This window comes from Cylindrospermum stagnale PCC 7417 (assembly GCF_000317535.1).
GTDB lineage: Bacteria > Cyanobacteriota > Cyanobacteriia > Cyanobacteriales > Nostocaceae > Cylindrospermum > Cylindrospermum stagnale.
In genome coordinates, this window is record NC_019757.1 from 4,887,739 (window position 1) to 4,912,102 (window position 24,364).

20 protein-coding genes are annotated in these 24,364 nt (G+C 39.7%); 14 read left to right on the forward strand and 6 right to left on the reverse strand.

Going from position 1 to position 24,364, the window contains the following annotated elements; genetic code table 11:
- Positions 1-311 precede the first annotated feature (311 nt).
- The 14 genes from CYLST_RS20510 (at position 312) to CYLST_RS20575 (ending at position 16,360) form a co-directional block, all read left to right on the forward strand.
- Entirely contained in the window at positions 312-1,781 is a 1,470-nt protein-coding gene (locus CYLST_RS20510) for an oligosaccharide flippase family protein (RefSeq protein ID WP_015209656.1), read from the forward strand.
- 87 nt (positions 1,782-1,868) lie between these two features.
- Positions 1,869-2,855 carry a glycosyltransferase family 2 protein gene (locus tag CYLST_RS20515; protein WP_015209657.1) on the forward strand — a complete coding sequence of 329 codons (987 nt, stop codon included), beginning with the start codon at positions 1,869-1,871 and terminating at the stop codon, positions 2,853-2,855.
- Positions 2,856-3,128: 273 nt separating this feature from the next.
- Complete coding sequence (locus CYLST_RS20520; RefSeq protein ID WP_157162614.1) at positions 3,129-4,760, forward strand: hypothetical protein; 1,632 nt, start codon at positions 3,129-3,131, stop codon at positions 4,758-4,760.
- A gap of 63 nt (positions 4,761-4,823) precedes the next feature.
- Positions 4,824-5,810 (forward strand): decaprenyl-phosphate phosphoribosyltransferase, encoded by a 987-nt coding sequence (locus tag CYLST_RS20525; RefSeq protein ID WP_015209659.1) that lies wholly within the window; start codon positions 4,824-4,826, stop codon positions 5,808-5,810.
- Between the two features lie 225 nt (positions 5,811-6,035).
- Positions 6,036-6,629, forward strand: a complete 594-nt coding sequence (locus CYLST_RS20530; RefSeq protein WP_015209660.1) for a class I SAM-dependent methyltransferase — start codon at positions 6,036-6,038, stop codon at positions 6,627-6,629.
- Positions 6,630-6,635: 6 nt separating this feature from the next.
- A complete protein-coding gene (locus CYLST_RS20535; protein WP_015209661.1) occupies positions 6,636-7,190 on the forward strand; it encodes a YqeG family HAD IIIA-type phosphatase in 555 nt (184 codons plus the stop codon).
- Positions 7,191-7,237: 47 nt separating this feature from the next.
- On the forward strand, positions 7,238-7,576 hold the full coding sequence (locus CYLST_RS20540) for a DMT family transporter (RefSeq protein ID WP_015209662.1): 339 nt from the start codon (positions 7,238-7,240) through the stop codon (positions 7,574-7,576).
- Between the two features lie 193 nt (positions 7,577-7,769).
- Complete coding sequence (locus CYLST_RS20545; RefSeq protein WP_157162615.1) at positions 7,770-8,924, forward strand: glycosyltransferase family 87 protein; 1,155 nt, start codon at positions 7,770-7,772, stop codon at positions 8,922-8,924.
- Positions 8,925-9,238: 314 nt separating this feature from the next.
- Positions 9,239-10,351 carry a glycosyltransferase family 4 protein gene (locus CYLST_RS20550; RefSeq protein ID WP_015209664.1) on the forward strand — a complete coding sequence of 371 codons (1,113 nt, stop codon included), beginning with the start codon at positions 9,239-9,241 and terminating at the stop codon, positions 10,349-10,351.
- Positions 10,348-11,655, forward strand: coding sequence for an O-antigen ligase family protein (locus CYLST_RS20555; protein WP_015209665.1), 1,308 nt, complete (start codon positions 10,348-10,350; stop codon positions 11,653-11,655). Before CYLST_RS20550 ends, CYLST_RS20555 begins: the two co-directional genes overlap by 4 nt.
- Before the next feature lie 19 nt (positions 11,656-11,674).
- Positions 11,675-12,865, forward strand: coding sequence for a glycosyltransferase family 4 protein (locus CYLST_RS20560; protein ID WP_015209666.1), 1,191 nt, complete (start codon positions 11,675-11,677; stop codon positions 12,863-12,865).
- 26 nt (positions 12,866-12,891) lie between these two features.
- On the forward strand, positions 12,892-13,668 hold the full coding sequence (locus CYLST_RS20565) for a WecB/TagA/CpsF family glycosyltransferase (RefSeq protein WP_015209667.1): 777 nt from the start codon (positions 12,892-12,894) through the stop codon (positions 13,666-13,668).
- Between the two features lie 110 nt (positions 13,669-13,778).
- A complete protein-coding gene (locus CYLST_RS20570) occupies positions 13,779-15,908 on the forward strand; it encodes a GumC family protein (protein ID WP_015209668.1) in 2,130 nt (709 codons plus the stop codon).
- 101 nt (positions 15,909-16,009) lie between these two features.
- Positions 16,010-16,360, forward strand: a complete 351-nt coding sequence (locus CYLST_RS20575) for a hypothetical protein (RefSeq protein ID WP_015209669.1) — start codon at positions 16,010-16,012, stop codon at positions 16,358-16,360.
- Positions 16,361-16,663: 303 nt separating this feature from the next.
- Here CYLST_RS20575 and CYLST_RS20580 read toward each other — a convergent pair whose 3' ends face one another.
- From CYLST_RS20580 to CYLST_RS20605, 6 genes are all read right to left on the reverse strand, one after another.
- Positions 16,664-18,187: a dihydrolipoyl dehydrogenase family protein gene (locus CYLST_RS20580; RefSeq protein ID WP_015209670.1), complete on the reverse strand. Its 1,524-nt coding sequence runs from the start codon at positions 18,185-18,187 to the stop codon at positions 16,664-16,666.
- 78 nt (positions 18,188-18,265) lie between these two features.
- On the reverse strand, positions 18,266-19,381 hold the full coding sequence (gene cobD / locus CYLST_RS20585) for a threonine-phosphate decarboxylase CobD (RefSeq protein ID WP_015209671.1): 1,116 nt from the start codon (positions 19,379-19,381) through the stop codon (positions 18,266-18,268).
- 26 nt (positions 19,382-19,407) lie between these two features.
- Positions 19,408-19,692, reverse strand: a complete 285-nt coding sequence (locus tag CYLST_RS20590; RefSeq protein WP_015209672.1) for an HU family DNA-binding protein — start codon at positions 19,690-19,692, stop codon at positions 19,408-19,410.
- Positions 19,693-20,221: 529 nt separating this feature from the next.
- Complete coding sequence (locus CYLST_RS20595) at positions 20,222-22,561, reverse strand: type IV pilus secretin family protein (RefSeq protein ID WP_015209673.1); 2,340 nt, start codon at positions 22,559-22,561, stop codon at positions 20,222-20,224.
- A 259-nt stretch (positions 22,562-22,820) separates the two neighbouring features.
- On the reverse strand, positions 22,821-23,600 hold the full coding sequence (locus tag CYLST_RS20600; RefSeq protein WP_015209674.1) for a hypothetical protein: 780 nt from the start codon (positions 23,598-23,600) through the stop codon (positions 22,821-22,823).
- On the reverse strand, positions 23,597-24,361 hold the full coding sequence (locus CYLST_RS20605) for a PilN domain-containing protein (protein WP_015209675.1): 765 nt from the start codon (positions 24,359-24,361) through the stop codon (positions 23,597-23,599). The genes CYLST_RS20600 and CYLST_RS20605 overlap by 4 nt, the downstream gene beginning before the upstream one ends.
- Positions 24,362-24,364 lie beyond the last annotated feature (3 nt).

Consider the following 24,364-nt stretch of genomic DNA (forward strand, 5'->3'; position numbering starts at 1 on the left):
TAGCCAGTGGGCATGGGTGCATTGGACGGGAGGGTCGTCTATCTTACTAAGAATCACTTTGCGTCTATTTTTTAATTACGTGCTATTGGGCACATTAAGAATTCTAAGGTTTCTGCTCGGTTAAAGCGGAGCTTAAGGCTGATGCCATACTACAGCCCCTGACCTAAGATAAAATGCTCTGCTCATTAGCGTACTGCTTTAATTATTTTATACTAATATTTTGATGTAATTACTCTGTATATTCTTTTAACTTAAAGATATAGTAAGGCTAAACATATACTAAAAGACATACTGCCTACCCCTAGGCGATTATGCATGTCAAAAAAGGCTTGTTGCTGATGTTAGAAAGGCATAGATTGGTAGTCAACTCCATATCAATGTTAGTAAATAAGTTAACACAAGCGGTTACAAGCTTTGTGTTATCTGCGGCTATAGCACGTACTTTAGGAGCGCAAACATTAGGACAGTACTTACTAGGGATTAGTTATTTCTATATTTTTGTTAATCTGGTTTCTCAGGGTTTTAAAACTTTATTTACAAGGGAAATAGCCCGCGAGCCAGAATCAAAATCAGTCTATTTAGTCAGTGGTACTTTATTACAGTTTGTGTTCTGCATCATTGGCTATGCTGCACTGGTACTTGTTGTTTTTCTACTGCCCTATAGTCCTGAGACATCATTAGTTTGTTATATTGTTGGCTTAACTATTATTCCCTTCGGAATTTCCAACATAACGGAAGCAATTCTACAGGCACAAGAGAAAATGCACCTGATTGCAATTTCTACTGTGCCAATTTACATTTTACGGTTAGGGGCAATGTTTTGGGTATTGGATTTACACTATGGTATTAATGCTATTGCTGGTATATTTGTAATTTCTGAAACCTTAATTGTTATAGTTGAATGGTTATTTCTGATCCAAAATGTAAAACCCAAATGGCAGATTCGACAAGATTTTATTTGGAATACTATAAAATCATCACGGGCATTTTTTGCTATTGAAGGGATAGGAATTATTGCTAGTAAGATAGACATATTAATACTCTCTCTTTTGGGTGATGAGTTGCTTATTGGTATTTATGGTGCTATGGGACAATTAGTTCAGCCATTTTCTCTTATTTCTAATAGTGTAAGTTTGGCGGCATTTCCTAATATGTCAAAAGCAGTATATTTAGGCAAGCAAAAGCAACGTCAGGTAACAGAAAATATTATTGAACTCTTACTTTGTATGGCGTTGCCTTTTTTTGTAGGACTCTTATTCGTAGGACAAGAATTATTATTGTTTATCTATAAAGATCCTAGCTTTTATCAAGAAAATACAGGTTTAATTCTCAATATATTTTCAATAGCCGTTATTACATCTAGCTTTTCTAGAACATTTAGCTATCTTCTGATAGCTAATGGGTTTGAGAAATTTAACCTTTTAGAAGTGGTTATCACTACTGTGGTAGGAGGATTAACGGGTATAGTATTGATTTCTCAATATAAATTACTAGGTGCAGCCTTTATGGGTCTAGCAATGACTTTTACTAGCTTTAGCACATTTACTTATGTAGTATATAATCACTTATTTAGGTTGCGTTTATGGCGCGTTATGCGTCGTCCTCTACTAATTAGCGTTTTCATGTTGATTGTATTTTTGATCCTGCAAAAAGTTAAGCTTGACTTCTTATTAAGCCTAGTTTTAGCGACTTGTATTTACTGCCTTTTCATTAGTTTTTTAGCTATTCGTGAGTTTGGAGGATTTAATTCGATACGGCAAAAAATTTTCAGTAAAAGATGAAGCTGATGATCAGATGGTTGTCATCGCTGCATATGTTTAAATGTTCATAGTAGGTTTTAATCTAAATTAAGCAGTTCCACTAATAATATGAAGCCTGAAGTATCTGTGATCATGCCAGCATATAATACCGAAACTTATATTGCTCAGGCAATAGAATCATTTTTGGCACAAACTCTGAATAATATTGAATTAATTATAGTAGATGATGCTTCTCGTGATAGAACGTTAGAAGTGGCTAGGAGCTTTAATGATAAGCGAATCAAAGTATTAGTCAATGAACAAAACTTAGGTGCGAGCGGTTCGCGTAATCGCGCTATTAAAGAAGCTCAAGGTGAATGGGTTGCGGTGCTTGACTCGGATGATTGGTATGCGCCAAATCGCTTGGAAACTCTTTTACAGGTAGCATATTCAGAAAATGCTGACATAGTTGCTGATGATTTATATATTGTAAACAACAGTCAAAGTTCTGCCTGGAGTACACTAATCCGTGAAAGTGGAGAAAATATTAATGATTTGAAAATAATTGATCCGATATATTTTGTAGAAACAGATGTATATGGAAAGCGGGGTTTGCATCTTGGTTTATCTAAACCAATATTCAACCGAGATTTACTAATCAAGAATAGCGTAGAATATGACAAAAACCTAACAGTTGTTCAGGATTTTTGGTTAGATATGAAGTGTCTAGTGTTAGGGGCTAAATTTGTACTTTTACCACAGCCATATTATTATTATCGTTGCCGTGAAGGCTCATTGGTCTACTCTAATCAAAAGAACAATCTTGAACAATGTTGTCAAAAAGTTGTAGAGTTTATGGAAGAAGAGGATATAGTTAACAAAAATCCTAAATTAGCTCATGCTTTATCTAACAATCTTGCAGTTTTCCAAAGAAATTTAGCTTACTACCGTGTTGTTGAACAAATAAAGCAAAAATCATGGTCGCTTGCTTTGAACGAAATGGTAAATAATCCCAATTTCTTTGTGCATCTTATTGACCAAATTCCAGGAATAATTAACCGGAGAATTAAATACTATATATTAGGGAATAAATCGGCGTTTAAAATTTATAATTAATCTAAAGTAAGTAGACCATTTTAGATCTTTTTCCAAACTAAAAGGAATAAAAAACTATATACGAATACTAATAGGTACTAATAGGTGATGTGGTTAAGAAATAAATTAATCTATAAGGAATAGTTGTATTTTGTGATATTCTCAAGAGTGAGTTTTCTTCAAGAAGCCATGCTAAAAGGTTTTATTCAAGAGAAAAATAAAAATTACTTTATATTAACTATCCTATTCATAGTAGGATTCATAGTTAATTTCTACTTTTCTCAAATGGGTTTTATGGCACTCGACCAGTCTATTGTATTTGATGGTGGCTGGAGGGTATTTTCTGGTCAGAAACCTTTTGTAGATTTCTTTACACCATTTGGCATTACTCCTTACTATATTCAGTCTATTTTTTTTTATTTTTTGGGTGTTAACTGGTATTCATATTCTGCTCATTCAAGCGTCTTGAATGGACTTTTCTGTGTGATTTGTTATTTTATTTTAAGACATTACTATTTGCCTCTATCTTATGCGTTATTTTACTCGGTTCTATCCGCATTCGTTTTCTATCCACCTGTAGGAACCCCATTCCTTGAACAACACGCATTCTTTTTCGGAATTGCATCAGTGTTGTGTTCAATAAAAGCTATCTCAACCAATAAACCTCTGTTGCAGATAGTATCGTCAGCGCTAGTTCCTATTTTTTGGTTTTTAGCTTACTTTAGCAAACAATCACCTTCCGTATTTTTTATACCACTGATCATTTCTATAATTTTTACTGGATTAATCTATAAAAACAAAATTGAGATCAGTCGCATTATCTGTGCAATCTTTTCATCGCTGGGTTTATTGATATTTCTACTATTGCTGATTGGAAATCTTTTCAAAATCGAAATTAAGCAATTTATTTATTACTTCTATACACTTCCTTCAGAAATTGGCAAAGAGAGATTAAAGGATATCCTTCATGATCCTCTGGGAACTATTATTTATCTACTAGAGTTTGCAAAACCATTTAAATATGCGTTTGCTGGAACATATTCACCTGGTATATTATTCTCCACTTTGCTCAGTTTATTATGTTTTTACAAGTTTGTAGAGCTAAAGTCAAGAAAGCAGAAAATTATCCCCTTTATTCTGAAAGATAAAAAATCTTTAAATTTACTACAACAAGTTGCCATCATTATTGCTTTAAATACAATCTCGGTTATCTTTATAAAGCTTACACTGAATGAGCCAGCAGTCGGAGTTCCATTTGTTTTCTTATCACTGGGATTAACTCACAATTTGGTAATATATATTTTTGAAAATAACTATTTAAATAGTAAAACTAAGACGAAGCCAATAATTTCAACTGTAATAATCGTGTCTGTTGTTAACTTAATATTATTTGTCTATAAAGTCGATATGCCTCGTTTGGTAAATAACCTAGATTTTAACCATAAAATTGAAAACTACAATTTTAGCCAAGTTTCAGATTTAAATTATCTTGAGTGGCAACTTCCAAGCTTCTACTTGGGAACAGAACCTCAAGAGTTTGAGAGTTTATTGAAATATCTTAAAGAACAGAATAATAACTTTTTTCTCTTTGGTGATAGCTCAGTATTGTATGGGCTGAGTAAAAAGCCGTCTGTTAATCCATCAATTTTATTTCAATATGGCTATGGGATGCCTAATCAAAATTCATCTGAGCTAAATGATTATCAATTTAAAGTTATTGAAAATATGGAAAAATATCATGTAAAACTCTTTATCAAAGAAGGAATACAAACTTGGATGGGTCTAATAATAAATGATTTTTCTATTATCAATAATTTTATCAAGGTCAACAAATGTAATTCAAAAACTCATAAATATGGAAATTTTAAAATTTATCCAATGTGCTATCAAAATAAAACAAAACAGGATCTGAATATTAGGAATTAGATACTACTGTACCTTAATCTTTCTTTCTACCACATACTGCTTACGACAGTTAATAGGCATTCCATGAAATACCAACCAAGTTCGATTGAAGAACCGAACAACCCCCAGTCTAAAAAAGCCAAAAGCAAGCAATTAGCTTATGTAATGGCTCTGCGACCCCGACAATGGACAAAAAACCTAGTTGTATTTGCGGCACCGTTGTTTGCTTTTAGTATCAATCTGCAATCATTTCTAGGCAGCCTGCTGGCATTTATCTTATTTTGTGGTGCATCAAGTGGTTTCTACCTAATAAATGACATCGCAGATGTCGAATCGGATCGTCAGCATCCTGTAAAGTGTCAGCGACCAATCGCCGCCGGATTGGTGAGCGTCCCAGTAGCATTGGGAATGGCATTGGTACTGTTGACTAGTGTGCTCACACTCGGTTGGCTGCGATCGCCACAGTTAGGTGCAACTGTCACCGCTTACGCCCTGTTACAAATAGCCTACAATCTGCGACTCAAACGGATGGTGATTTTGGACATAGGGGCGATCGCCACCGGATTTGTCCTGCGAGCCTTTGCCGGTGCGGCTTCCACCAATATAGTTTTATCAACCTGGTTTTTGCTCTGCACGGCAATGCTGGCGCTGTTTTTAGGGATTGAAAAGCGCAAAGCAGAATTGCGGTTGGTACAAATTAACGGCAGTAAGCCCCGTGCTGTACTCAGAAAATACTCTCTATCCCTGCTGAGTCGCATGGAAAATGTTGTCACCACTGGTACAGTCCTTACTTATACTCTTTGGAGTGCAGGTCCCTACCTACATGGAGCATCTACCTCTTGGATGCTACTGACCTTGCCCTTTGTTTTGTATGGCATCTTTCGCTATCAACTGCTGAGTGACCCCCAAGAAATTGCCAATGACAGTAACAACCATATTGAAGAAGGTGGACGCAGTGAGCGGCCAGAAGAAGTTTTATTGAAAGACTTGCCAATCCTAGTAACGGTGATTGGTTGGATTCTCACCTGCATTGCGATTCTCTACTTGAAATCTCAAGGGTTTATTATGTAAATCTTGTTTGTAAAGACACTAGCCAACAATAAATTTGTGGAAAAAATTTGGCTCTATAGTACCCCTGAATTGTTCAGTTAAAATCAAGGGATCTGAAAATTTTATAGATGTTATTTACGATGTAACCGACATTCTGCCCTTGCGGAATTTGGGATGTTCAATTTTAGAGGAACTTTCGTGAATTCTTTTAGCCTTTTCCGCGAGCTTAAATCACCCTGTAAGAAAATGTCTGGTCTTGTCGCGTTTAAAACACTTTGCCGCCCGTTTATCTGTCCCCTTGACTTGGTTCTTTCACAGATTCCTGAAGGCGCACGTCTTTATGATATTGGTTGCGGGAGTGGAGCATTACTCTATCTGGCTTTAAAGTTCCGCTCAGTAAAAATCGCTCATGGTTATGATGTTTATCCTGAAGCCGTAAAAGCTTCTGCGGCTTTTGATCTCGATCCTCATAAATTTCGAGTCATCCAAATACAACCAGAAGAAACACCTCCCAATCTGTCTGGATATGATGTTGTAACCATGATTGATGTTCTGCACCATATTCCGTTATGCCGACAGGATGATTTTATCCGTGAAGTTATCAAAAGTATGGATAAAGGAGCCAAGCTAATTATTAAAGACATTGAAGCATCTCGAACCTTGGGAGCATTTTTTAATCAGCTTCATGATTTATTGCTTTCTAGGCAATGGGTTCATCAACGCCGAAGTAGCGATATCGTTAAAGTTTTGCATTCTACTGGCTTAGTAGTGGTTAGTAAGCCAACACTCCGTTGGTTATTATGGTATCCACATTTTCAAGTTTTAGCACAGCTAATTTAATATCTGATGTTCCCAAAACTACCACAAGACAATCCCCACAAACTACCACAAAGAGCCTATACAGTGGCGTCTATCAAGATAGACTGGCTCAAAAAGTCTGGCATTAAAGGAATAATTCTCGATTTAGATAACACGATTGTCTCTGAGGATGACCGCTATTTATCTCCTTGGGCAGAAGATTGGATTGCAAAGGCAAAATTAGCAGGATTTAAATTTTTTATCCTCTCCAACGGTAAACGTCACTATCGAGTCAAATTTTGGTCTCATCGTCTCGATATTCAGGCAATAAGTCCAGCCAAAAAACCTTTCCCCGGAGCATTTCGTCAGGCAATTTATTCTATGCGGTTGCCCGCGAAACAAGTGGTGGTTATTGGTGATAGTTTGCATACTGATGTTGTGGGATCGTGGCTTTGTGGATGTTATTGCATCCAAGTTTCCACGTTACCCCATCCTCCCAGATGGTGGGAGAAAATTGCGGGAAAATGGGTGCAAATTCCTTATCCAAATGAAGAAAAACTTTGGGATTTTGATGTTCCTGTAGATTATGAAACTTTCTCTTAGCTTGGTTTTTTTTTAAAATAAAATGGCAAAGTCAGCCAATTATCATTATGCCCAACCAGCTTTTTTTTGCCTTACTAATTTTGCTCACTGTGGGACTAAATACATTGGCTCAAACTCTCTTGAAACTAGGTTCTGGTCAAAATCCCTTAAACATCTATTTATTTGGGGGAATTTGTAGTTATGGGTTGAGCACAATCTTCTATGTAGTGGTGTTAGGGAAATTGAATTTATCTGTGGCTTATCCAGTAGTCATAGGATTAACTATTGTAGTCACGATGATAGCTGGGGCTGTGATTTTGCGAGAAAAAGTAGCAATTTCTCAATGGATAGGAGTGGGGTTGATATTGAGTGGCATTTGGGCAATTGCTTTAGCTAAAAGATCTTAGTTTATCGCTCATACTGGCATTAAAAATAGTAGAATTGTAAAAAATTTACTAATAATCTGTAAAGATCATAATGGTTACATACCTGTTGTTTTCGGCTTTAATATTAGTTGCATTAGCTTTCCATACCATTGGGCATAAACTCATAAAGAACCGTTGGTATCTGTGGCTAGGCTATATTTTTCTGGGTTTAGTTATGGCGCTATTTTTATTAATAGTTTCGCAACCCCTTGAGCCATTCAGCGACTTTATTCATGGTTATTACCCCGCGGGTCGCAACATTATCCAAAATCGGTCTATTCTATATAATATTGGTCCGGCTGGCGGGTTTGTAAACCTCCCCATCGTCGCATTTTTGTTTACTCCTTTTTCCTTCCTTAACCGACATCTTGCCCGTCTTTCATTTGCTGTATGCAGTGTTATAGCTGTTTTTGCATCTGTCTATTTTTTAGTAAAACTCACGAAAGTTTCTGGATGGCAACGAATAGCATTGTTCGGACTCTTTGTCATGAATGGTCCTCTGTACTACAGTCTTCGCCAAGGCAACGCTACTCACTTTGTATTATGTTTGCTGTTAGCCGGATTTTTTTGTATACAATTAGGTCGAGATTTTTTGCTAGGAATACTGTTAGCTATAGCTACTATACTGAAACCACCTATTTTACTAACAGGCATTTATTTCACTTTAAGAAAAAAGTGGCTAGTAACGGCCGGATTTGGTCTAACTATGTTAGGTATTATCGGAGCATCAGTGCTTCTATTAGGTAGAGATATACATTATTCTTGGTATCACCAAATTATTCAGCCTTATTCTGGTAAACCAGTCTCCGCCTACAATGTTCAGTCAGTTGATGGTTTCTTATCTCGCTTAATCACAACCGATAAACTAATGGAATGGGTGCCGATGGAGGTGGATTGGCATTATAAATTAATGCGATATGCTTTAATATCGTTACTGCTAGGTATAAGCATTTGGATATGTTGGGTATCAAAACCACCAGCCACATTAGAACAAAAAAACTTAGAGTTTTCTATTGTTATTTGTCTATTGCTAATCATCAGTCCAATTTCTTGGACACATTATTATTTATTTTTGCTACTGCCTTTTGGGCTATACATTGGTAATCAATTATCCATTCCTAGGGGTAATGTATGGTCTACCAGCATTGCGGCAACTATATTTTTGACATCTCAACCTGTAAACATTTCTTCAATCGAAAACCCCGTCCTCAATTTTTGGTATTCCAAGTTTTTAGTTTCCCACTATTTCTTTGGCGGAATTTTATTCCTGGGATTATTGTTAGCTGCCAGATGGTATACTTCAAAGCGAGGATCTCAAGAATCAAGATGAAAATTGCTCTCTTGAATTTTTGCTTGAACGAGTAAAGCGTAAAATTAGCAAATAATTTAGCTAATTATATTGATGCAGCAACGCAATTTGCTAAACTTAAAAATGTTAATGCTAAGTATGTCCTGGCTCAAGGAGAAGAGTGCATTACCTATATTTTGCAAAAAAAGGGTGATGATTAAGATTATTTTGGCTAAGCCAAAATTAGAGTTATTGCTGAAAATATACTAATACTAATTTAAAAAAATTTTATTAGGCGGTAACTCTAAAGATTAAACCAAGAAAATTCACTAAAAGTTGAGGAATTAACGGTAGTCGTGATCAAAGTTGCTCTATTACATTTTGGGTTTAGTGACTATACCGTCCAATTAGCAAATCATTTAGCAAGATATGTTCATTTGACGTTAATTCATTCAGAAGAAATCTATTCTCAATATAAAAATTTTCTCGAACCGCGTATTCGCGTAATTCAACTCAAAAAACCGCGTATTCGTGATCCGCGCAACATCTTAGTAATGTCCGCAATGATGCGAATAATTCGAGAAATAGGCCCAGATGTGCTGCACGTTCAAGAAACTAACGATCCTTGGTATGATCTAACTCTTTTGTTCAATAAGATGCCGCCTTTGGTGACTACTATTCACGACGTATTTCGTCATCCCGGCGATCGCGATCTTATTCCAGGTGCTGAATACACTCGCAGAATTGCTTTCTACCGTTCCCAGCAGTTAATTGTCCACTCTGACTTGCTGAAAAACGTTCTCGTCCAACAATTCCGTGTGCCTCAAAGACGAATTAATGTACTGCCACATGGGGAACTAGGCACTTTGTTTCAACACTGGGCAGGTAGTCAGGCTATTAACCGTGAACCTTATACAATACTTTTTTTCGGACGCATTTGGCCTTATAAGGGTTTGAAATATCTGCTAGAGGCAATGCCATTAGTGATTGAACGCATTCCTGAAGTTAAGCTGATTATTGCGGGAAGAGGGGACAATATCGAGAAATTAATAAATGATCAAGACAAAAAACATTACGAAATCTTAAATTCTTTCATACCCAATGAAGCGGTAGCAGCTTTATTTCAACGGAGTGCGGCAACAATTTTGCCTTATATTGAATCTTCTCAAAGTGGTGTAGCTGCGATCTCTTATGCTACAGGAACACCAGTGATTGCTTCCAATATTGGCGGTTTAGGAGAGATGATTAGAGACGAACAAGATGGACTCCTAGTACCACCTCGTGATGTTCGTGCTTTGGCCGATGCTATCATTCGGCTGTTGAGTGATTCTAACTTACTGCGTCAGATGCAAGCTGGGGCGCTAAAACGCTGTCAGCAAGACTTGAATTGGTCGCATATTGCTGCTCAAACAGTGGAAGTTTACAACCAAGCGATCGCTAGCAAAGATATCTCCTACGCTGATGTATGAATAAACAACGGTTACTCCTGTCCGAAAAAGCATTCACCGTCATATCTTTAATCCATTATTCAGGAGCTCCATTAGTTGTCATTCTTTCGGGAGGGGCAAGTGAAGGGGATGGATCAGCAATACCTGCTGATTTTGCTTTAATTCAGTTGATATTTTTATTGCTTTATGCGATCACCTTTTGCTTACTTGTTTTGCGCTGGAAAAAGGTCATTCAAGTAATTCCTAAGGATTTTTTTATCTGGCTATTAATTGGGATGGCTGTATTCTCCTTTTTTTGGTCTTATGAACCAAGCCTGACAAAAAGTCGGATTATAGCTCTTGTCGGTACAATGATGTTTTCACTATACTTAGCTAGCCGCTATAGCTTAAAAGAGCAGTTGGAGTTGCTGGGTTGGACATTTGGTATAGCCGTAGTAATGAGTTTCTTGTTTGCTTTCGGATTGCCAACATATGGGAAGATGAGTGGAGTTCATTGGGGAGCTTGGCGGGGAATTTATAATCATAAAAATGTTCTCGGCAAAATTATGTCTCCTAGTGCTATTGTATTTTTACTCCTGGCGCTGAAAATGGAAAATAAGCGTTGGATTTACTGGGGCGGATTCAGTTTATCAGTATTGCTAATCATCTTGTCAAAAGCATCATCACCCCTACTTAATTTGATTATTCTGATAGTTGCATTATTTTTATTTAGAATTTTACGGTGGCGGTCTGACTTCATGATTACCACACTGTTAGGTATATCAACATTAAGTACAATATTATATACATTAGTGACTGCTAATGCAGAAGCGATAGCGGGTGCATTCGGCAAAGATTTGACACTTACTGGACGGACAAATTTCTGGCCATTTGTCTTAGATAGAATTGGGCAACGTCCTTGGGTGGGTTATGGATTCGGTGCATTCTGGCTTGGCTTAGACGGTCCATCTGACTATATCTGGTACGCATCAAGCTTTAAAGCACCAAACAGCCACAATGGCTATTTAGATCTTTGTCTTGAATTAGGATTAGTAGGCTTATCAATATATCTGATTGAATTTGTCACAAGTTTACAGAAGGCACTAGCTTATATCAGGCTTGTAAAAACATCTGATAGTTTTTTTCCAGCACTATTTCTCATATATATTGTGCTAGCAAATCTCACAGAAAGTACACTAATTATCCAAAACAACTTTTTCTTTGTAATACAGGTTTCCATATTTTTATCAATCCGCATACCACAAGCACCAGAAAAACTTATTTTTGATAATTTACAGCCAACTTGTAGTAAAACTTTGTCCATAACAAGAAAACCAAATAAATAATTTTAAATTAAAAGAATCTATGCAAATTTCTAATGATAATCACAAGCAAACCCTCAGAGTATTAATGCTTGGTGCTGCTCTTGATGTCAAAGGCGGTATTACATCAGTTGAAAAACTTATCCTTGACAACGCACCTCCAGAACTGCAAATTCATCATGTCGCTACCTTCGCCCAAGGGTCTGCACTGTACAATGTGATCGTATTTATCAAATCAGTTCAGATACTTTTATGGACACTCCTGAAAGGAGAAGCAGACTTAGTTCATATTCATTTTGCTGAAAGAGGAAGTACCCTCAGAAAAACAATTCTTGCATTGATAGTCTTAGCTTTCCGTCAGCCGTTAATTTTTCATGCTCACGGTGCAACATATAAAGAGTTTCATGCGGGACTTCCTAATTTAATTCAGCATTTATTAGATACTTTGTTTAGTAAATCTACTAAATTTATAGCTCTGTCTGAAAGCTGGAAAGATTATTACTCACAACAATTCCGTTTAAGTGAAAAGCAAATTACAGTCTTGTACAATCCAGTCCAAATACCATCATCTATTCCCCATCGACTGGGAAAGAAACAGTTAAAAATGATATTTTTGGGACGCATTGGTAAACGCGGTGGTGCATTGGATTTAGCCAAGTCAGTTGTGACTTTTCCTAAACAAGACAAAGGTGCATTTAATCTAATTAGAGCATTTGCAGCACTGCCAGAATCAGATAGAAATTGCACCGAATTAATTTTGGCGGGCAATGGTGATTTAGAAGCTGCTCAAAAGCTAATTCAAGAATTAAATATTGAGAGAAAAATTACTATTTGTCCTTGGTTGAGTCCTGAACAACGGGATGAACTTTTATCAGCAGCAGATGCCTTTATTTTGCCTTCTTATAATGAAGGCTTGCCTATGTCAATGTTGGAAGCAATGGCTTGGGGTTTGCCTGTTATTGTCACTCCAGTCGGTGGTATACCTGAGGTTATTCATAACAATAAAAATGGTTTATTGGTGCAACCAGGAAACCAGGAACAATTGGTACAAGCAATGCAAAACCTAATTAGAGACGAATGTTTAAGAACTTCATTGGGAACTGCTGCCCGCAAGAGTGTTGAATGCTTAGATATTAAAAATTACATAAACTCCTTATTGCTCTTGTATACATCAGTTATCAGCCAAGGCAATAATTTGGATAGCAAAACAAGCATAATTAAACCGAATAGTTAGTATTTTCAATTTGGAGCTAGTACAAGATGAAATTGAAGACTGAGGAAATGTTACCCCTAGAATATCGCCACATTCTTGGTATGCGTGTAGATGCTACTAGCTATGAAGATGCAACGCAAAGAATTGTAGCTTGGTCACAAAAAAGAGAGAGCAAATGTGTTTGTGCTGCCAATGTCCACATGACAATGGAAACCTATGACAATCCAAAATTTGCTCAAATCGTTAATAATGCTGATTTGGTCACACCTGACGGTATGCCCTTAGTATGGGCTTTACGCGCCCTTGGTGTCAAAAATGCCTCACGAGTTTATGGGCCAACTCTCACTTTAGATGTTTGCCAAGCAGCAGAACCAATGGGTATTTCTATTGCCCTCTATGGCGGTACACAGGAAAGCCTAAATGCATTCAGGAACTTTTTAGCACAGCGATTTCCAAACATTAAGATTGTTTGCCAGATTCCGCCTCCTTTCCGTCAGTTAACAGCCGAGGAAGATGCAGCTTACACTCGTCAAATTGTCGAATCAGGGGCGCAGATTCTATTTGTAGGTATTGGTTGCCCCCGACAAGAAGTTTGGATTGCGGAACATAAAGACCAAATCCCAGCAGTAATGTTAGGAGTAGGGGCTGCTTTTGATTTTCATTCAGGGCGTGTCAAGCAAGCTCCTAGCTGGATGCAGACAATAGGTTTAGAATGGCTATTTAGGCTGATAATGGAACCAAAGCGTTTGTGGAAGCGATATTTTAAGCATAACCCTCGGTTTGTGATATTTTTCCTCATTCAATTAATAACAGTAAGGAAATAAAAAAGTAGCTGCTGGAAATGTTGTCTATGTTGAAAATGGGACTTACGAAGAAGATATGACAATTAAAGCCGCCGATATAAAAATTTTCAAAAATAAATGCTGTCAACGCTATGGAATCTAGAGAATCAATTGATATAGATATCAGTCGTTATTTATTGATGTTTAAACGGCAGTGGGTGACTGCTGCCCTTGTACTTGCTACTACAGTTACCCTCAGTGCTGTAGCTACAACTTTTCTTAAGCCATCCTATGAAGCGAGCGGAAAACTATTATTTATAACTCCTTCTTTTCAATTAGTACAAGGAGAAAATGGAGGAGAGTTAAAAACAGTACTATCCGGCAATCCTATCAATAATCAGATAGAACTTATACTTTCTCCTGCTTTTTTGCAACAGGTAATAGATAAATTAGAACTTAAAAACAAAAAAAACGAAGTGCTCGAAGTTGAATCCCTAGCGAGTGGTCTGACTTTAAAAATTATTGGCGGCACAGATGTATTGCGAATTAGCTATGCAAGCCGTAACCCAGAAGAAGCAGCGGAAGTAGTCAATACAATTATGAGTCTTTATTTAAAAAATGATATTCTCATAAATAGCTCGGAGGCAGAAGCGACTCGCAAAATTTTGACCAAGCGTCTTCCTCAAAATGAAGCTGCTGTTAACTTTTCCGGATTAGAACTACGCAGATTTAAACAGAAAAATAATATTGTAGATATAGCGGAAGAAACAAAGTCTTCTGTTGCGTTTATGGGTAATTTAAACAACGAGATTAATATTGTTAAGGCTCAAATAGAAGATATTAATGCTCAAGCTAATGCACTACGCCAAAAAATTGGTCTTACTTCTCAGGAAGCGATCATTGTGAGTAGCTTGAGTCAATCTCCTGCTGTGCAGGAAATCTTGAAGAATCTGCAAGCTATAGACATACAGTTAGGGACTGAGCGTAGCCGTTTCTTGGATGAAACCCCCATAATTGTTAACTTATTAGACAAAAAAGCTAGTTTAAACAATATTCTCCAAAAGGAAATTGAAAAAACTATTGGCAGTCAAACAAAAGTTCCGCAGGGATTGTTACAGATTGGAGCGCTCAGGCAATCTCTGATCCAAACTTTTTTGCAATTAGAAATCCAGCGTATTGGCTTGGCTCAAAGACTTGCATCTTTGTATAGTACCCGGTCTAACTATGACAAAAGAGCGAAATTAATACCCCAGTTAGTGCAAAGGCAACATGATTTAGAACGGAACTTGGAAGTTGCCGAATCTACCTATAAAACAATGTTGAAAAAGATTCAAGAATTAGAGTTAGCGGAAAATAAAAATACAGCTAATGGCAAAATCATTGCTAAAGCTTTAGTTCCCCAAAAACCAGTATCAGGGACAAAAATGCTATTTTTGGTGCTAGGTATGCTATTTGGTATATTTTTTGCTACGACTATTGTTTTATTGATAGAACTCAGTGATAAATCGCTAAAAACGCTTCAGGAAGTTAGAGAGAGTTTTAGATATACCTTGCTGGGTATTCTTCCCTTGTTAGAGAAAAAGCCTCTCTCCCGTCGTCGCAATGCAGAATTAAAGTATCCAGAAATTACAGTTAAAAATGTGCCCCACTGCTTAACTAGTGAAATGTACAGGATGATTCAAGCTAATCTGAAATTTATAAGTTCAGATAAGGTGCTAAAAACTATTGTGGTCACTAGCGCAGTTCCTAAAGAAGGTAAGTCTACAGTCTCAGCTAATTTAGCAGCTGCGATCGCTCAACTAGGGCGTCGAGTTTTATTAATTGATGCAGATATGCGAGTTCCTTTTCAGCATACTCTCTGGCAATTAACCAATACAGCAGGATTAAGTGATTTCCTTGTAGGCGAAGTTGAATTTCACAAGATCGCCCATCCGGTCATGGATAATCTTGATGTCTTACCCTCTGGAGTTAAACCCCCCAATCCCCTAGCTTTGCTTGATTCTAAACGCATGGCATCAGTTATCGCGGATTTATCGTCCCAATATGATTTTGTAATTATCGATTCTCCACCCTTTCTGCTTGCCGCCGATGCTCTTACTTTAGGCCAAATGACTGATGGAATTTTGTTAGTTGCTAGACCTGGGGTAATTAATTACAACAGCGCTGCAACTGCTCAAGAGATGTTAGAGCGTTCTGGTCAACACGTATTAGGTTTGGTGGTTAATGGGATGATTGAGAAAAATGAACCCTACCAGATAACTCCTACGTTCAGAATGAAATAGATCTGTATATATACTAATGTTAAATTGTTATAGACTAAGTTATAAATGACTAACTTAATATTAAGCACCATTTTAAACTAATAAAACAAAGTATCCAGAATATGAAACAGCTTATCTCTAGTCTAGCCATAAGCGTTATCGGTATGTTGCTGCCTACAACAGCAATTGCTCGTCCACTTTCTAGCTCAGGTTACCCGATAGTTTCCCCAATAGAAGCTCAATCTTTTATTTGTTTTGCACGTACTGAAGATAATAAATGGCTTGATTTGAAAAGCATTTGTCAAAAAGCTAACAGTTCGCCAACAACCTCTATAGGTATTGAGGTTGATACTAACAATGAAGACAATAGCAGAAATAATATAGACAGCAAAGATTTTTGTAATTCCCCATCGCAAAAAGACTTTTTTGGAAATGAATGTGGTCTGAGAAACTTCATAAGAGTGAACAACTGAGGTACTCTACCTATTTCTAGGTTGATGCTCGAAGGAGTAGCAACAGTCATCAGTAACTTCTTAACTGTGAGGGTTTTAGTTTAGAGTTTAGGTAGATTATCGAGAGTTAGACAGTCTACCATTTATTGGTTAACGCAAACAACCTACCTTTACTGTTTGTCAACTAATTGACGGCACCTATACCCAACAAGAATACAAACTCAACCAATAAATTTACTCACTGCTTTTATCTGGGCTTCAACTCCGTTTAGATCAGGTTTTCCTCTATTAAGGATAAATTCCGTAGGTATCAAGAAACAATTTTTACAAATTCCAATCGCGGCGGAACTGGAAGAAGTCTTCTAGAAAGTCTTGCAAAGCCGTATTTCTATTTAGCCGTTGCTTGCTCCATTCTCGTGCTGTTTGTTCCAAAATATCTGAGAAACTGGGGTAGATGGTAGATAAATTCGCTAGATGCTTGACATAAATTTTTTGGGACATTGCCAAAGCAATCAGATTAATTAATTCTCCAGCTTTTGCTCCCAATATGGCAGATCCCAAAATTTCTCCATTTTCGAGCACAATAATTTTACAAACACCCGTGATTTCGCCTCTGATTTGGGCTGCTGTTATTGATTTAAAATATTGCCGTAAAACTAAAACTTTATCTTGACCAAATCGGCGTTTGGCTTGCGCCTCCGTCAAACCTACCTGTGCTAGCATCGGCTGAGTAAATGTTGCCCAAGGAATGCACTGATAATTAACTGAAATTGCTGGGAAAAAGAGGGCATTTTTCAGGGCGATACTGGCTTCATAATTGGCGACGTTAGCCAAGTCATAACCACCAATTACATCACCACAGGCGTAAATCCGGTGGTTAGTCGTTTGCAGTTTATCATTTACCACTAAGCGATGCTCATGCCATTTCACGCCTACTGCTGCCAAATTTAGAGATTTTAGATTTGGCTGCTGTTTAGTTACGACTAAAATTTCATCAGTTTCAATAGCTTTATCTCCTGCCTGAATCCACTTTTTATCCTCAATTCGCCGCACCTGAGTTACTGGTGTTTGGGTGAGGACACGCACGCCATCAACTTCTAACTGTGCCTGAAGCAACTGAGCTATTTCTGGGTCAATATTGGACAGAATATAGGCGTGTTTAACTATCAGCGTGACGCTGTAACCTAACCAGGCTAAAGTTTGAGCAATTTCAATGCTTTGGGGGACACCGCCAATAATTACCCAATTTTTGGGCGGGGTTGGTTCGTTTAGGGATTGCCAAATATTAGCAAGGGTAAGGTAGCCTGTGGCTTGTAATCCGTCGATTTTTGGAATTGCTGGACTTGACCCACTAGCAAGCAAATAGGTGCGTGCGCGTAGTAGGCGTTGGTGTTGCCCGCCCTCGGCATCGCTAACATCAAAAGCTAGTTGGGGTGAAGATTGAAATTGACCATTACCAAAGATGACATCGACCCCTAAAGCGGCTAGCTTGGCAGGAGAATTGAGTTCTGCAAGATTTGACACGATACCACGAGCATATAACATCGCCTCTGACGAGTCCAGAGGTATTGGCAATTTTTCTGAGGATGCTACTGTCGGGAGAGCTACCCCGTTAAGATAAATTTCCGGTGCGGTGTTAGCCGTTGGGGAAGGAATACCAAGGTTCACCGCATTATGCAACTGCTGCGCCAGTCTGCCGATTTTGCTTAGTGTGTGGTGATGAATCAACCCGTAGTTGACTTTTGGCTCTACCAAGGCAACTGTGGCGTGTAGTTGGGTTGCAGCCAAGGCTGCGTATCGTCCGGCAAGACTGCCGCCAATAATTACGACATCGTAGTCAATAGTCATTTGTCAATAGTCAATAGTCAATAGTCAATAGTCAGTTGCCAGTTGTTTTTTGTTTGCAACTGGCAACTGACAAAAAACTCAGCACTCAGAATGTTGTACTGATTTTAGAGCTATAAGTAAGCGTTGGTTATCAGGCTCAGAACGTACAGCAATGCGGAAAAAGCGATCGCCTAATTCTTTAAAGCTAAGGCAATCGCGAATTAAAATCTGCTGCTGCCGGAGTAATTGTTGTTGTAGCTGCGAAGTTGACTGTTTTGACTCCACCAGTAAAAAGTTAACAGCGCTGTTTTCCGGTTGCAATCCGGGAAGTTCGGCTAAACCCTGAAAGAGTTGGTTTCGCGCAGGTGGTAGCCATTTCCAGGTTTGCTCTTGAAACGAGCGATCTTCAAGTGCCGCAATAGCCGCCGCTGCCGCTAGGGTATTGACAGGCCAGGGATCTCGCCATTGCTGCCATTTAGCTAGGCAGTCGGGATGAGCGATTGCATATCCTAATCGCAGCCCTGGAAGACTGTAAAATTTGGTGAGCGATCGCAATACCACTAAATTCCCATATTCCTGCACCACTGAAATCAGGCTTTGTTCCTGAGGGGGCGGCACAAAATCCATAAACGCTTCATCCACCACCACCAAAGCAAACTGCTCTAGGTAGGGCAAAATGGACTCCCGCGAAAATAGCCTTCCCGTTGGGTTGTGGGGGTTATTCAGCAGTAACCCGTAGTCAGTGCTGTAGTGAGTGCAGGGCGTAGCCCATGATGAATGCTGAGTGCTGAGTAACTCTGGTAACTCATAACTCATAACTCGTTGCTCAGGACTAAATAGGGGAAACTCCAGAACTTTAGCGTCGTACGCTGCCAGCGTACGGTAGTAGTCGCCAAAGGCTGGAGTAATTAACATTGTTGCGGCTAATTGAGATAGTTCTCTACCTACCAAAGTCAGCAATTCTGCGGAGCCATTACCCGGCAAAATCCACTCAGGCGGCAGTTGATGGAAGTGACTGAGAGCTAGTCTCAGTTCACTATAATTTGGGTCTGGATAGTGCCTCAGATTACCAAGTTGGGACTTAATAGCAGCGATCGCGCTATCAGGTGGTCCCAACGGGCTGATACTGGCAGAAAAATCCAGAATAGCGTCAGGGGGACAGCCAGCCAGTGCTGCTGCCCAGGCTAAATTTCCCCCATGTGCAGGTTGCCGCATCAAAAACAAGTTTCCTAAGACAGAACCTAAGATTTTGGGGGTGCTACCCGTTCTCTAAACAGCTTCCCAGCAGAGAAAGCAGGAACCTTCGTCGCCGGAATATCCATTTTTTCATTGGTTTTCGGGTTGCGGCCTTCACGAGCTTTACGTTCCCGTGATTCAAAAGAGCCAAATCCCACCAGCGTTACTTTATCGCCAGAGGAAACAGCCTCAATAATCGTTTCTAAAGCGGCAGTTAAGACAGCATCCGCTTGTTTTTTGGTAACGCTAGCCTTTTCAGCTACTGCATCAACTAATTCACCCTTGTTCATATCAAACTCCTTGAGGTTTACTTGAGATTCCCTACAGATACTTGTCGCATCTTTACCAAAATCTCTGTTTGGAAATTTACTAAAATCGACCCTTGGGAGCATTTACACGCAAAATGTCTGCAAATCCCATAGGCTCGACTTTTCAATGAATCATTCTAAGGTGTTGTAGCCTGAAGTGGATAGATGAAACCATTAATTTATATGGATTTCAGGATTTTTTGTGATTTTTAAGTGCTCGCTGTAGCAAATATTACCGCAAAATTAAGAACAAGTACTTAAAACCTATTTTTGTCACCGGGAGTTGAGTAACAGGACAGGAAAGTAGGGACAAAGAATGCATAACTTGAAGCAGTTCCACACAGATGTAGAGACGTTGCATGCAACGTCTCTACATTCACCATTACTTCTTCGGTTCGAGGGCTAGGGGCTTAGGTCTGCATTGGACGTAACGGCAACCTGCTATATTCGTAGGGGCACAGCAGTGCTGTGCCCCGGAGCTTGTGGGTAATTTGCCAGTGCAACCAACAAGTTATTGCCTACCAGGCACCTTCAACCCACGACGCTCAAGGATTTGCCGCACCTCTGGGCTAGGGCTGTAGTTATAGCCATAGGAGGAATTCTGAGTGTCGTCCATCACATTAGGCGTGAGCAAGACAATCACTTCTCTGCGTTCATTCGTTCTGTTTGTCCTTCTAAACAACGAGCCAATTAGCGGAATATCGCCCAAAATGGGAATCTTGGAGATAGTAGTCCGGTCTTGATCTTGAATGATGCCTGAGAGAATTAAGGTTTGACCATCTCGCAGACGAATCAAGCCAGACTGAAGCGATCGCTCAGAAACCAAAAATATAGTTTGGTTATTACCTGACACATTGAGTATGGCTGAAGATTGGGGTGCTTTGACAATGGGAGCAACCGATAAGGATACAAAGCCATTATCGTCAATCCGATCAACTTTTACAGCCAAAGTTAAACCCACATCTGTTTTCTCAGCTGTAATCGTTTGTATAGAGGTACCGTCACCACGAGTAGTTTCGCTCTTAATGTTTCCTACCACTTCCTGGGTAAGTTTGACATTAGCCGTTTGACCTTCTTGCACAATCATCGTTGGGTCGGTCAGAATCTTGGCATTGCCACTTGTAACCTGTGCCTGCAAACTAGCAAGAAACCGTTTGGGAAACTTGTACAAACTTGGTAACTCGAATGTATATTGATCAGGAGTTCCAGAACTGTCACCAGATGGTGGAGTTCCTGCGGTAAATGTTGTAATACCTGCCGTTGTGGGATCAGTGCTAACACCCGCACTACCTGTGACTTGATTGGGGTTTTGTGGGTTGTTGAGGAAAACATTGGCATCACTTAGTGGATTGCTAGTTGTAGGTGTACTAGTAACACTACCTGCCACTTCATCACGAGTAGCTGGTCTTGAACCCCCAAAATTCAGAGTTGCGGCACCGCCATCATTAGAGAAGTAGTTGTTCCCGACGCCAAAGGAAAAGCTGGTGTTATAAAGTTGATCTCCGGTGAGGTTAACATCAATAATTTTCACGTTAACTACCACTTGACGACGACGGATATCAAGCTGAGTTAATTGAGCCACTGCAATGTCAAGTAACCGAGGAGCACCAATCAAGGTAACGGAATTTGTGCGCTCGTCTCCTAATGCCTGTACACCTCTCAATAACGGGTTAGAGTCTTTAAAATCAGCGCGTTGAGTTTCCAGTTTAGTTTCTGTAGTTGTCTGAGTTTGGGTGATGGGAGCGGCTCCAGCGCCCACAGGTACAGCATTAACACTGGTAACAAGTCGTTCACGGCTAATGGCACTTTCTGCACCCAAGCCGACCAAAAAATTCAGAGCGACACCCACCGTTACCTGATTAAGTCGCAGGTTACGCATCACCACATCACGGGTGGAATTAGGTAGTTTAGCCCCGACAAAAATCGTGCGTCCACTGCGGTTAGCTTCTAAACCACTCAGGCGCAAGACATAGTTAAATACATCTTGTACTGGCTCGTTTTCTATATCTAGAGAGATGGTTTGAGAAGTTGTTTGTTCGCTATTAGCAGGCGCAGACTGACCGCCTGGAGTCGGCGCTCCTTCGCCTCCCACATAAGCTAAGTTCATCCCAGCAGCACGGGCCAGCAGTGACAAAACCTCCCGAACCGGAGCATCTCGCAGCACTAAGCGAGGAACACGTTCCTGAGTTCCCAAGTCGATATTACTTGGAGAGGCATCAGTATTGGCGACGGAAATATCCCCCACCGGTGGAGCGACGGCTCTGGGCAAGAAAGGTGGAGCTTGGTTGTAAGGTTGACCAATTCCTGCTGGCTTTGCAGGTGTCCCATCAATTGTGACTTCTGGGTTGGGGACGAGAACATCTGGTTTTTGACCAGGCTGGACTGGGGTAGCGGTAGGCGGTGTTGCGGCTATTGGCGTTGTTGGTGCTGATGCTGTGGTGTTAGTAGATGGTGTAAAGCCAAGGGTAATGCCGTCTTGCTTTCGCACCACAGGTTGACTGCTGGGGACATTGTTGCTTCCAGTTACCATCACCCGGACGCTATTGGCATCAATCTGAACAATCTCGACTGAAGCAATTCCTGGAGCGGGGTTTTCTTGGCGGAAATTATTGCCTTGTGGTAAACGTAGTTGAGTATTAATAATATCTGCAACTAAGGCTTTGCCTTTTTTGGTGGTGAAAACTTGCGGGCGATCGCCTGAAGAAGTTTTCAAAACAACATTAACTCCACCATCAACTGGATTTAGCTGCACCGCAGTAATTGCGGTAGTCTGTGCCCACACTGGTTGTGAGGCCAATAATACAAAAGCTGTAGCACCCAATATTAAACCGTTACCGTGAAACTGTTTCACAGTTCATTCCTCACCTTAAATTAAAACCGTGTTAACCAAAATTCTTTGAGTAGTTAAACCCTAATTTAGTGATGTGCGACTTAAGATTTTGGTCTCTCTTCATTGTAGGAGAGAGATTTTTAATCCTGATCCCCAAACAGCTAACAATCATTCTTTTCGCTTCCCTCCCCTACAAGAGGAGGGCTAGGGAGAAGTTGTTGGGGTTGGGGGTTAGGTTTCCGGATAAGTCGCAATCTATTAGCACTCAGAACTTTTTTTGTTACTTCTTGGCCGTGGCTTTCGCTGCGGTGGCAATTGTTGCTTCATCCTCTGGAGTAAGTGGCATCAATGCCTGTATCTGGAAGGATGTTGTAATCTTCGCTGGAGCATTTCGCACCCCTTTGTTTTTATCTTCTGAGGAGGTAACCTCTGGTGGAGTCAATGTTGATTGAAAGTCTTTAAGTATTAACAAAGGCTGTAATCGCTCAATGTTACGTATAATCGATTGTGTTTGTTCAAAAGTGCCAACAATTTCAACGTTGGTATTGAGGCGTTTCAGCTTGTTATCGACTTGTACTCCTAGAGTGCTATCAGTAATTATTTCTGGTTTATTTGAAGCTGGCACAAACTTCTTCATTTGAGCGCCCACGCCATTTACAGGACTTTTCCCATTGCTGGCGGACTGAACTAAGCGATTCATGTCTAGCAGCAAGGTATCCAAGGTTTTTTCGTTAGCAAATAAACTTAAAACCTGACTCTTTTGCTGCTTTGCTTGAGCTAACTCTTCTTTTACCTTGTCAGCCTGTTTGACCTGAATTTTCTTTTGGTCAATTTGCCCTTGGAGTCCGTTGCTTTTTTCTTGCTGCTGCTGATAGCTTTCCCAAGCTGGCATCACCAAGTTTAGCAGCATATAGACTGCTCCCAAAAATCCCAAGGTTCCCACGATAATGCCAATCATTGGGGGTGTGAAGGAAATACCAAAGACAACGGGATAGGGTGGTGTGCCTTCATCAAACACCCCACCTTGTTCTGCAAAATTCAAATCATCCGTGAACGTCATTTTGAAATGACTCCTGTTTGTTGCATACTACGAATCCGAGCCACTAGTCCCACTGTGCCTTTTTTCTCCAATTCCTGAAGTAGCTGAGACGCTGGAATCTCGCTCAGACTTGATTGGATAGTGTATTTCACTATTTTGGGTGGTTTAATTGGCACAGAACTTCCACCAGAACCCGCTGGTAATGGAGCATCTACTAACTCTGCTGCAATAATTCTGCTGTCTGAGGAATTCAAGAATTTAGATTGTTCCAGACTTAGCAAGAAATCGTTGACATCATTAAATGAGCTAGCAAACCCGTTAATTTCTAACCCCCCAGCGATATTGGTCGGTGCTTCTCCCTTAACTGGGACAACGGGTGGTATTTGTTTGATATTCTCAATTCGTACCGGAACTGGTATGCGATCGCGCAAATCTTGCAACATTGCCGACCAAGGACGAATCTGATCGAACACAGTGACTAAAGCTTGAGTTTCTCCTTTAATGGCGATCGCCTCACCCCGGATTTTGTTAATGTCTGCTATTTGTTTGTCTAACTTCTGGTTTTCCTGTTCTAGCGCTGCTGTTTGCCGCTCTAACTCGCTACTTTTCGCTTGCAAAAATAACCAACTACACGCCACCAAAGCCGGGAAACACAAACCTATGCCAAGTCCCAGATAAACAGGCCTTAAATCGCCAATTTGAACCGATTTTCCCGGCTTTTTGTCAGAGGTTTTATGATAAGCTGGGCGGTCTTTAAGAAAGTTAATATCCAGACTGTACATTCC

What these genes read in the sequence shown, in the direction of transcription:
- CYLST_RS20510 (WP_015209656.1), top strand. Translation starts at nt 312, where the DNA reads ATGCATGTCAAAAAAGGCTTGTTGCTGATGTTAGAAAGGCATAGATTG.
- CYLST_RS20515 (WP_015209657.1), top strand. Translation starts at nt 1,869, where the DNA reads ATGAAGCCTGAAGTATCTGTGATCATGCCAGCATATAATACCGAAACT.
- CYLST_RS20520 (WP_157162614.1), top strand. Translation starts at nt 3,129, where the DNA reads ATGGCACTCGACCAGTCTATTGTATTTGATGGTGGCTGGAGGGTATTT.
- CYLST_RS20525 (WP_015209659.1), top strand. Translation starts at nt 4,824, where the DNA reads ATGAAATACCAACCAAGTTCGATTGAAGAACCGAACAACCCCCAGTCT.
- CYLST_RS20530 (WP_015209660.1), top strand. Translation starts at nt 6,036, where the DNA reads ATGTCTGGTCTTGTCGCGTTTAAAACACTTTGCCGCCCGTTTATCTGT.
- CYLST_RS20535 (WP_015209661.1), top strand. Translation starts at nt 6,636, where the DNA reads ATGTTCCCAAAACTACCACAAGACAATCCCCACAAACTACCACAAAGA.
- CYLST_RS20540 (WP_015209662.1), top strand. Translation starts at nt 7,238, where the DNA reads ATGCCCAACCAGCTTTTTTTTGCCTTACTAATTTTGCTCACTGTGGGA.
- CYLST_RS20545 (WP_157162615.1), top strand. Translation starts at nt 7,770, where the DNA reads ATGGCGCTATTTTTATTAATAGTTTCGCAACCCCTTGAGCCATTCAGC.
- CYLST_RS20555 (WP_015209665.1), top strand. Translation starts at nt 10,348, where the DNA reads ATGAATAAACAACGGTTACTCCTGTCCGAAAAAGCATTCACCGTCATA.
- CYLST_RS20560 (WP_015209666.1), top strand. Translation starts at nt 11,675, where the DNA reads ATGCAAATTTCTAATGATAATCACAAGCAAACCCTCAGAGTATTAATG.
- CYLST_RS20565 (WP_015209667.1), top strand. Translation starts at nt 12,892, where the DNA reads ATGAAATTGAAGACTGAGGAAATGTTACCCCTAGAATATCGCCACATT.
- CYLST_RS20570 (WP_015209668.1), top strand. Translation starts at nt 13,779, where the DNA reads ATGGAATCTAGAGAATCAATTGATATAGATATCAGTCGTTATTTATTG.
- CYLST_RS20575 (WP_015209669.1), top strand. Translation starts at nt 16,010, where the DNA reads ATGAAACAGCTTATCTCTAGTCTAGCCATAAGCGTTATCGGTATGTTG.
- CYLST_RS20580 (WP_015209670.1), bottom strand. Translation starts at nt 18,187, where the DNA reads ATGACTATTGACTACGATGTCGTAATTATTGGCGGCAGTCTTGCCGGA.
- cobD (WP_015209671.1), bottom strand. Translation starts at nt 19,381, where the DNA reads ATGCGGCAACCTGCACATGGGGGAAATTTAGCCTGGGCAGCAGCACTG.
- CYLST_RS20590 (WP_015209672.1), bottom strand. Translation starts at nt 19,692, where the DNA reads ATGAACAAGGGTGAATTAGTTGATGCAGTAGCTGAAAAGGCTAGCGTT.
- CYLST_RS20600 (WP_015209674.1), bottom strand. Translation starts at nt 23,600, where the DNA reads ATGACGTTCACGGATGATTTGAATTTTGCAGAACAAGGTGGGGTGTTT.
- CYLST_RS20605 (WP_015209675.1), bottom strand. Translation starts at nt 24,361, where the DNA reads ATGTACAGTCTGGATATTAACTTTCTTAAAGACCGCCCAGCTTATCAT.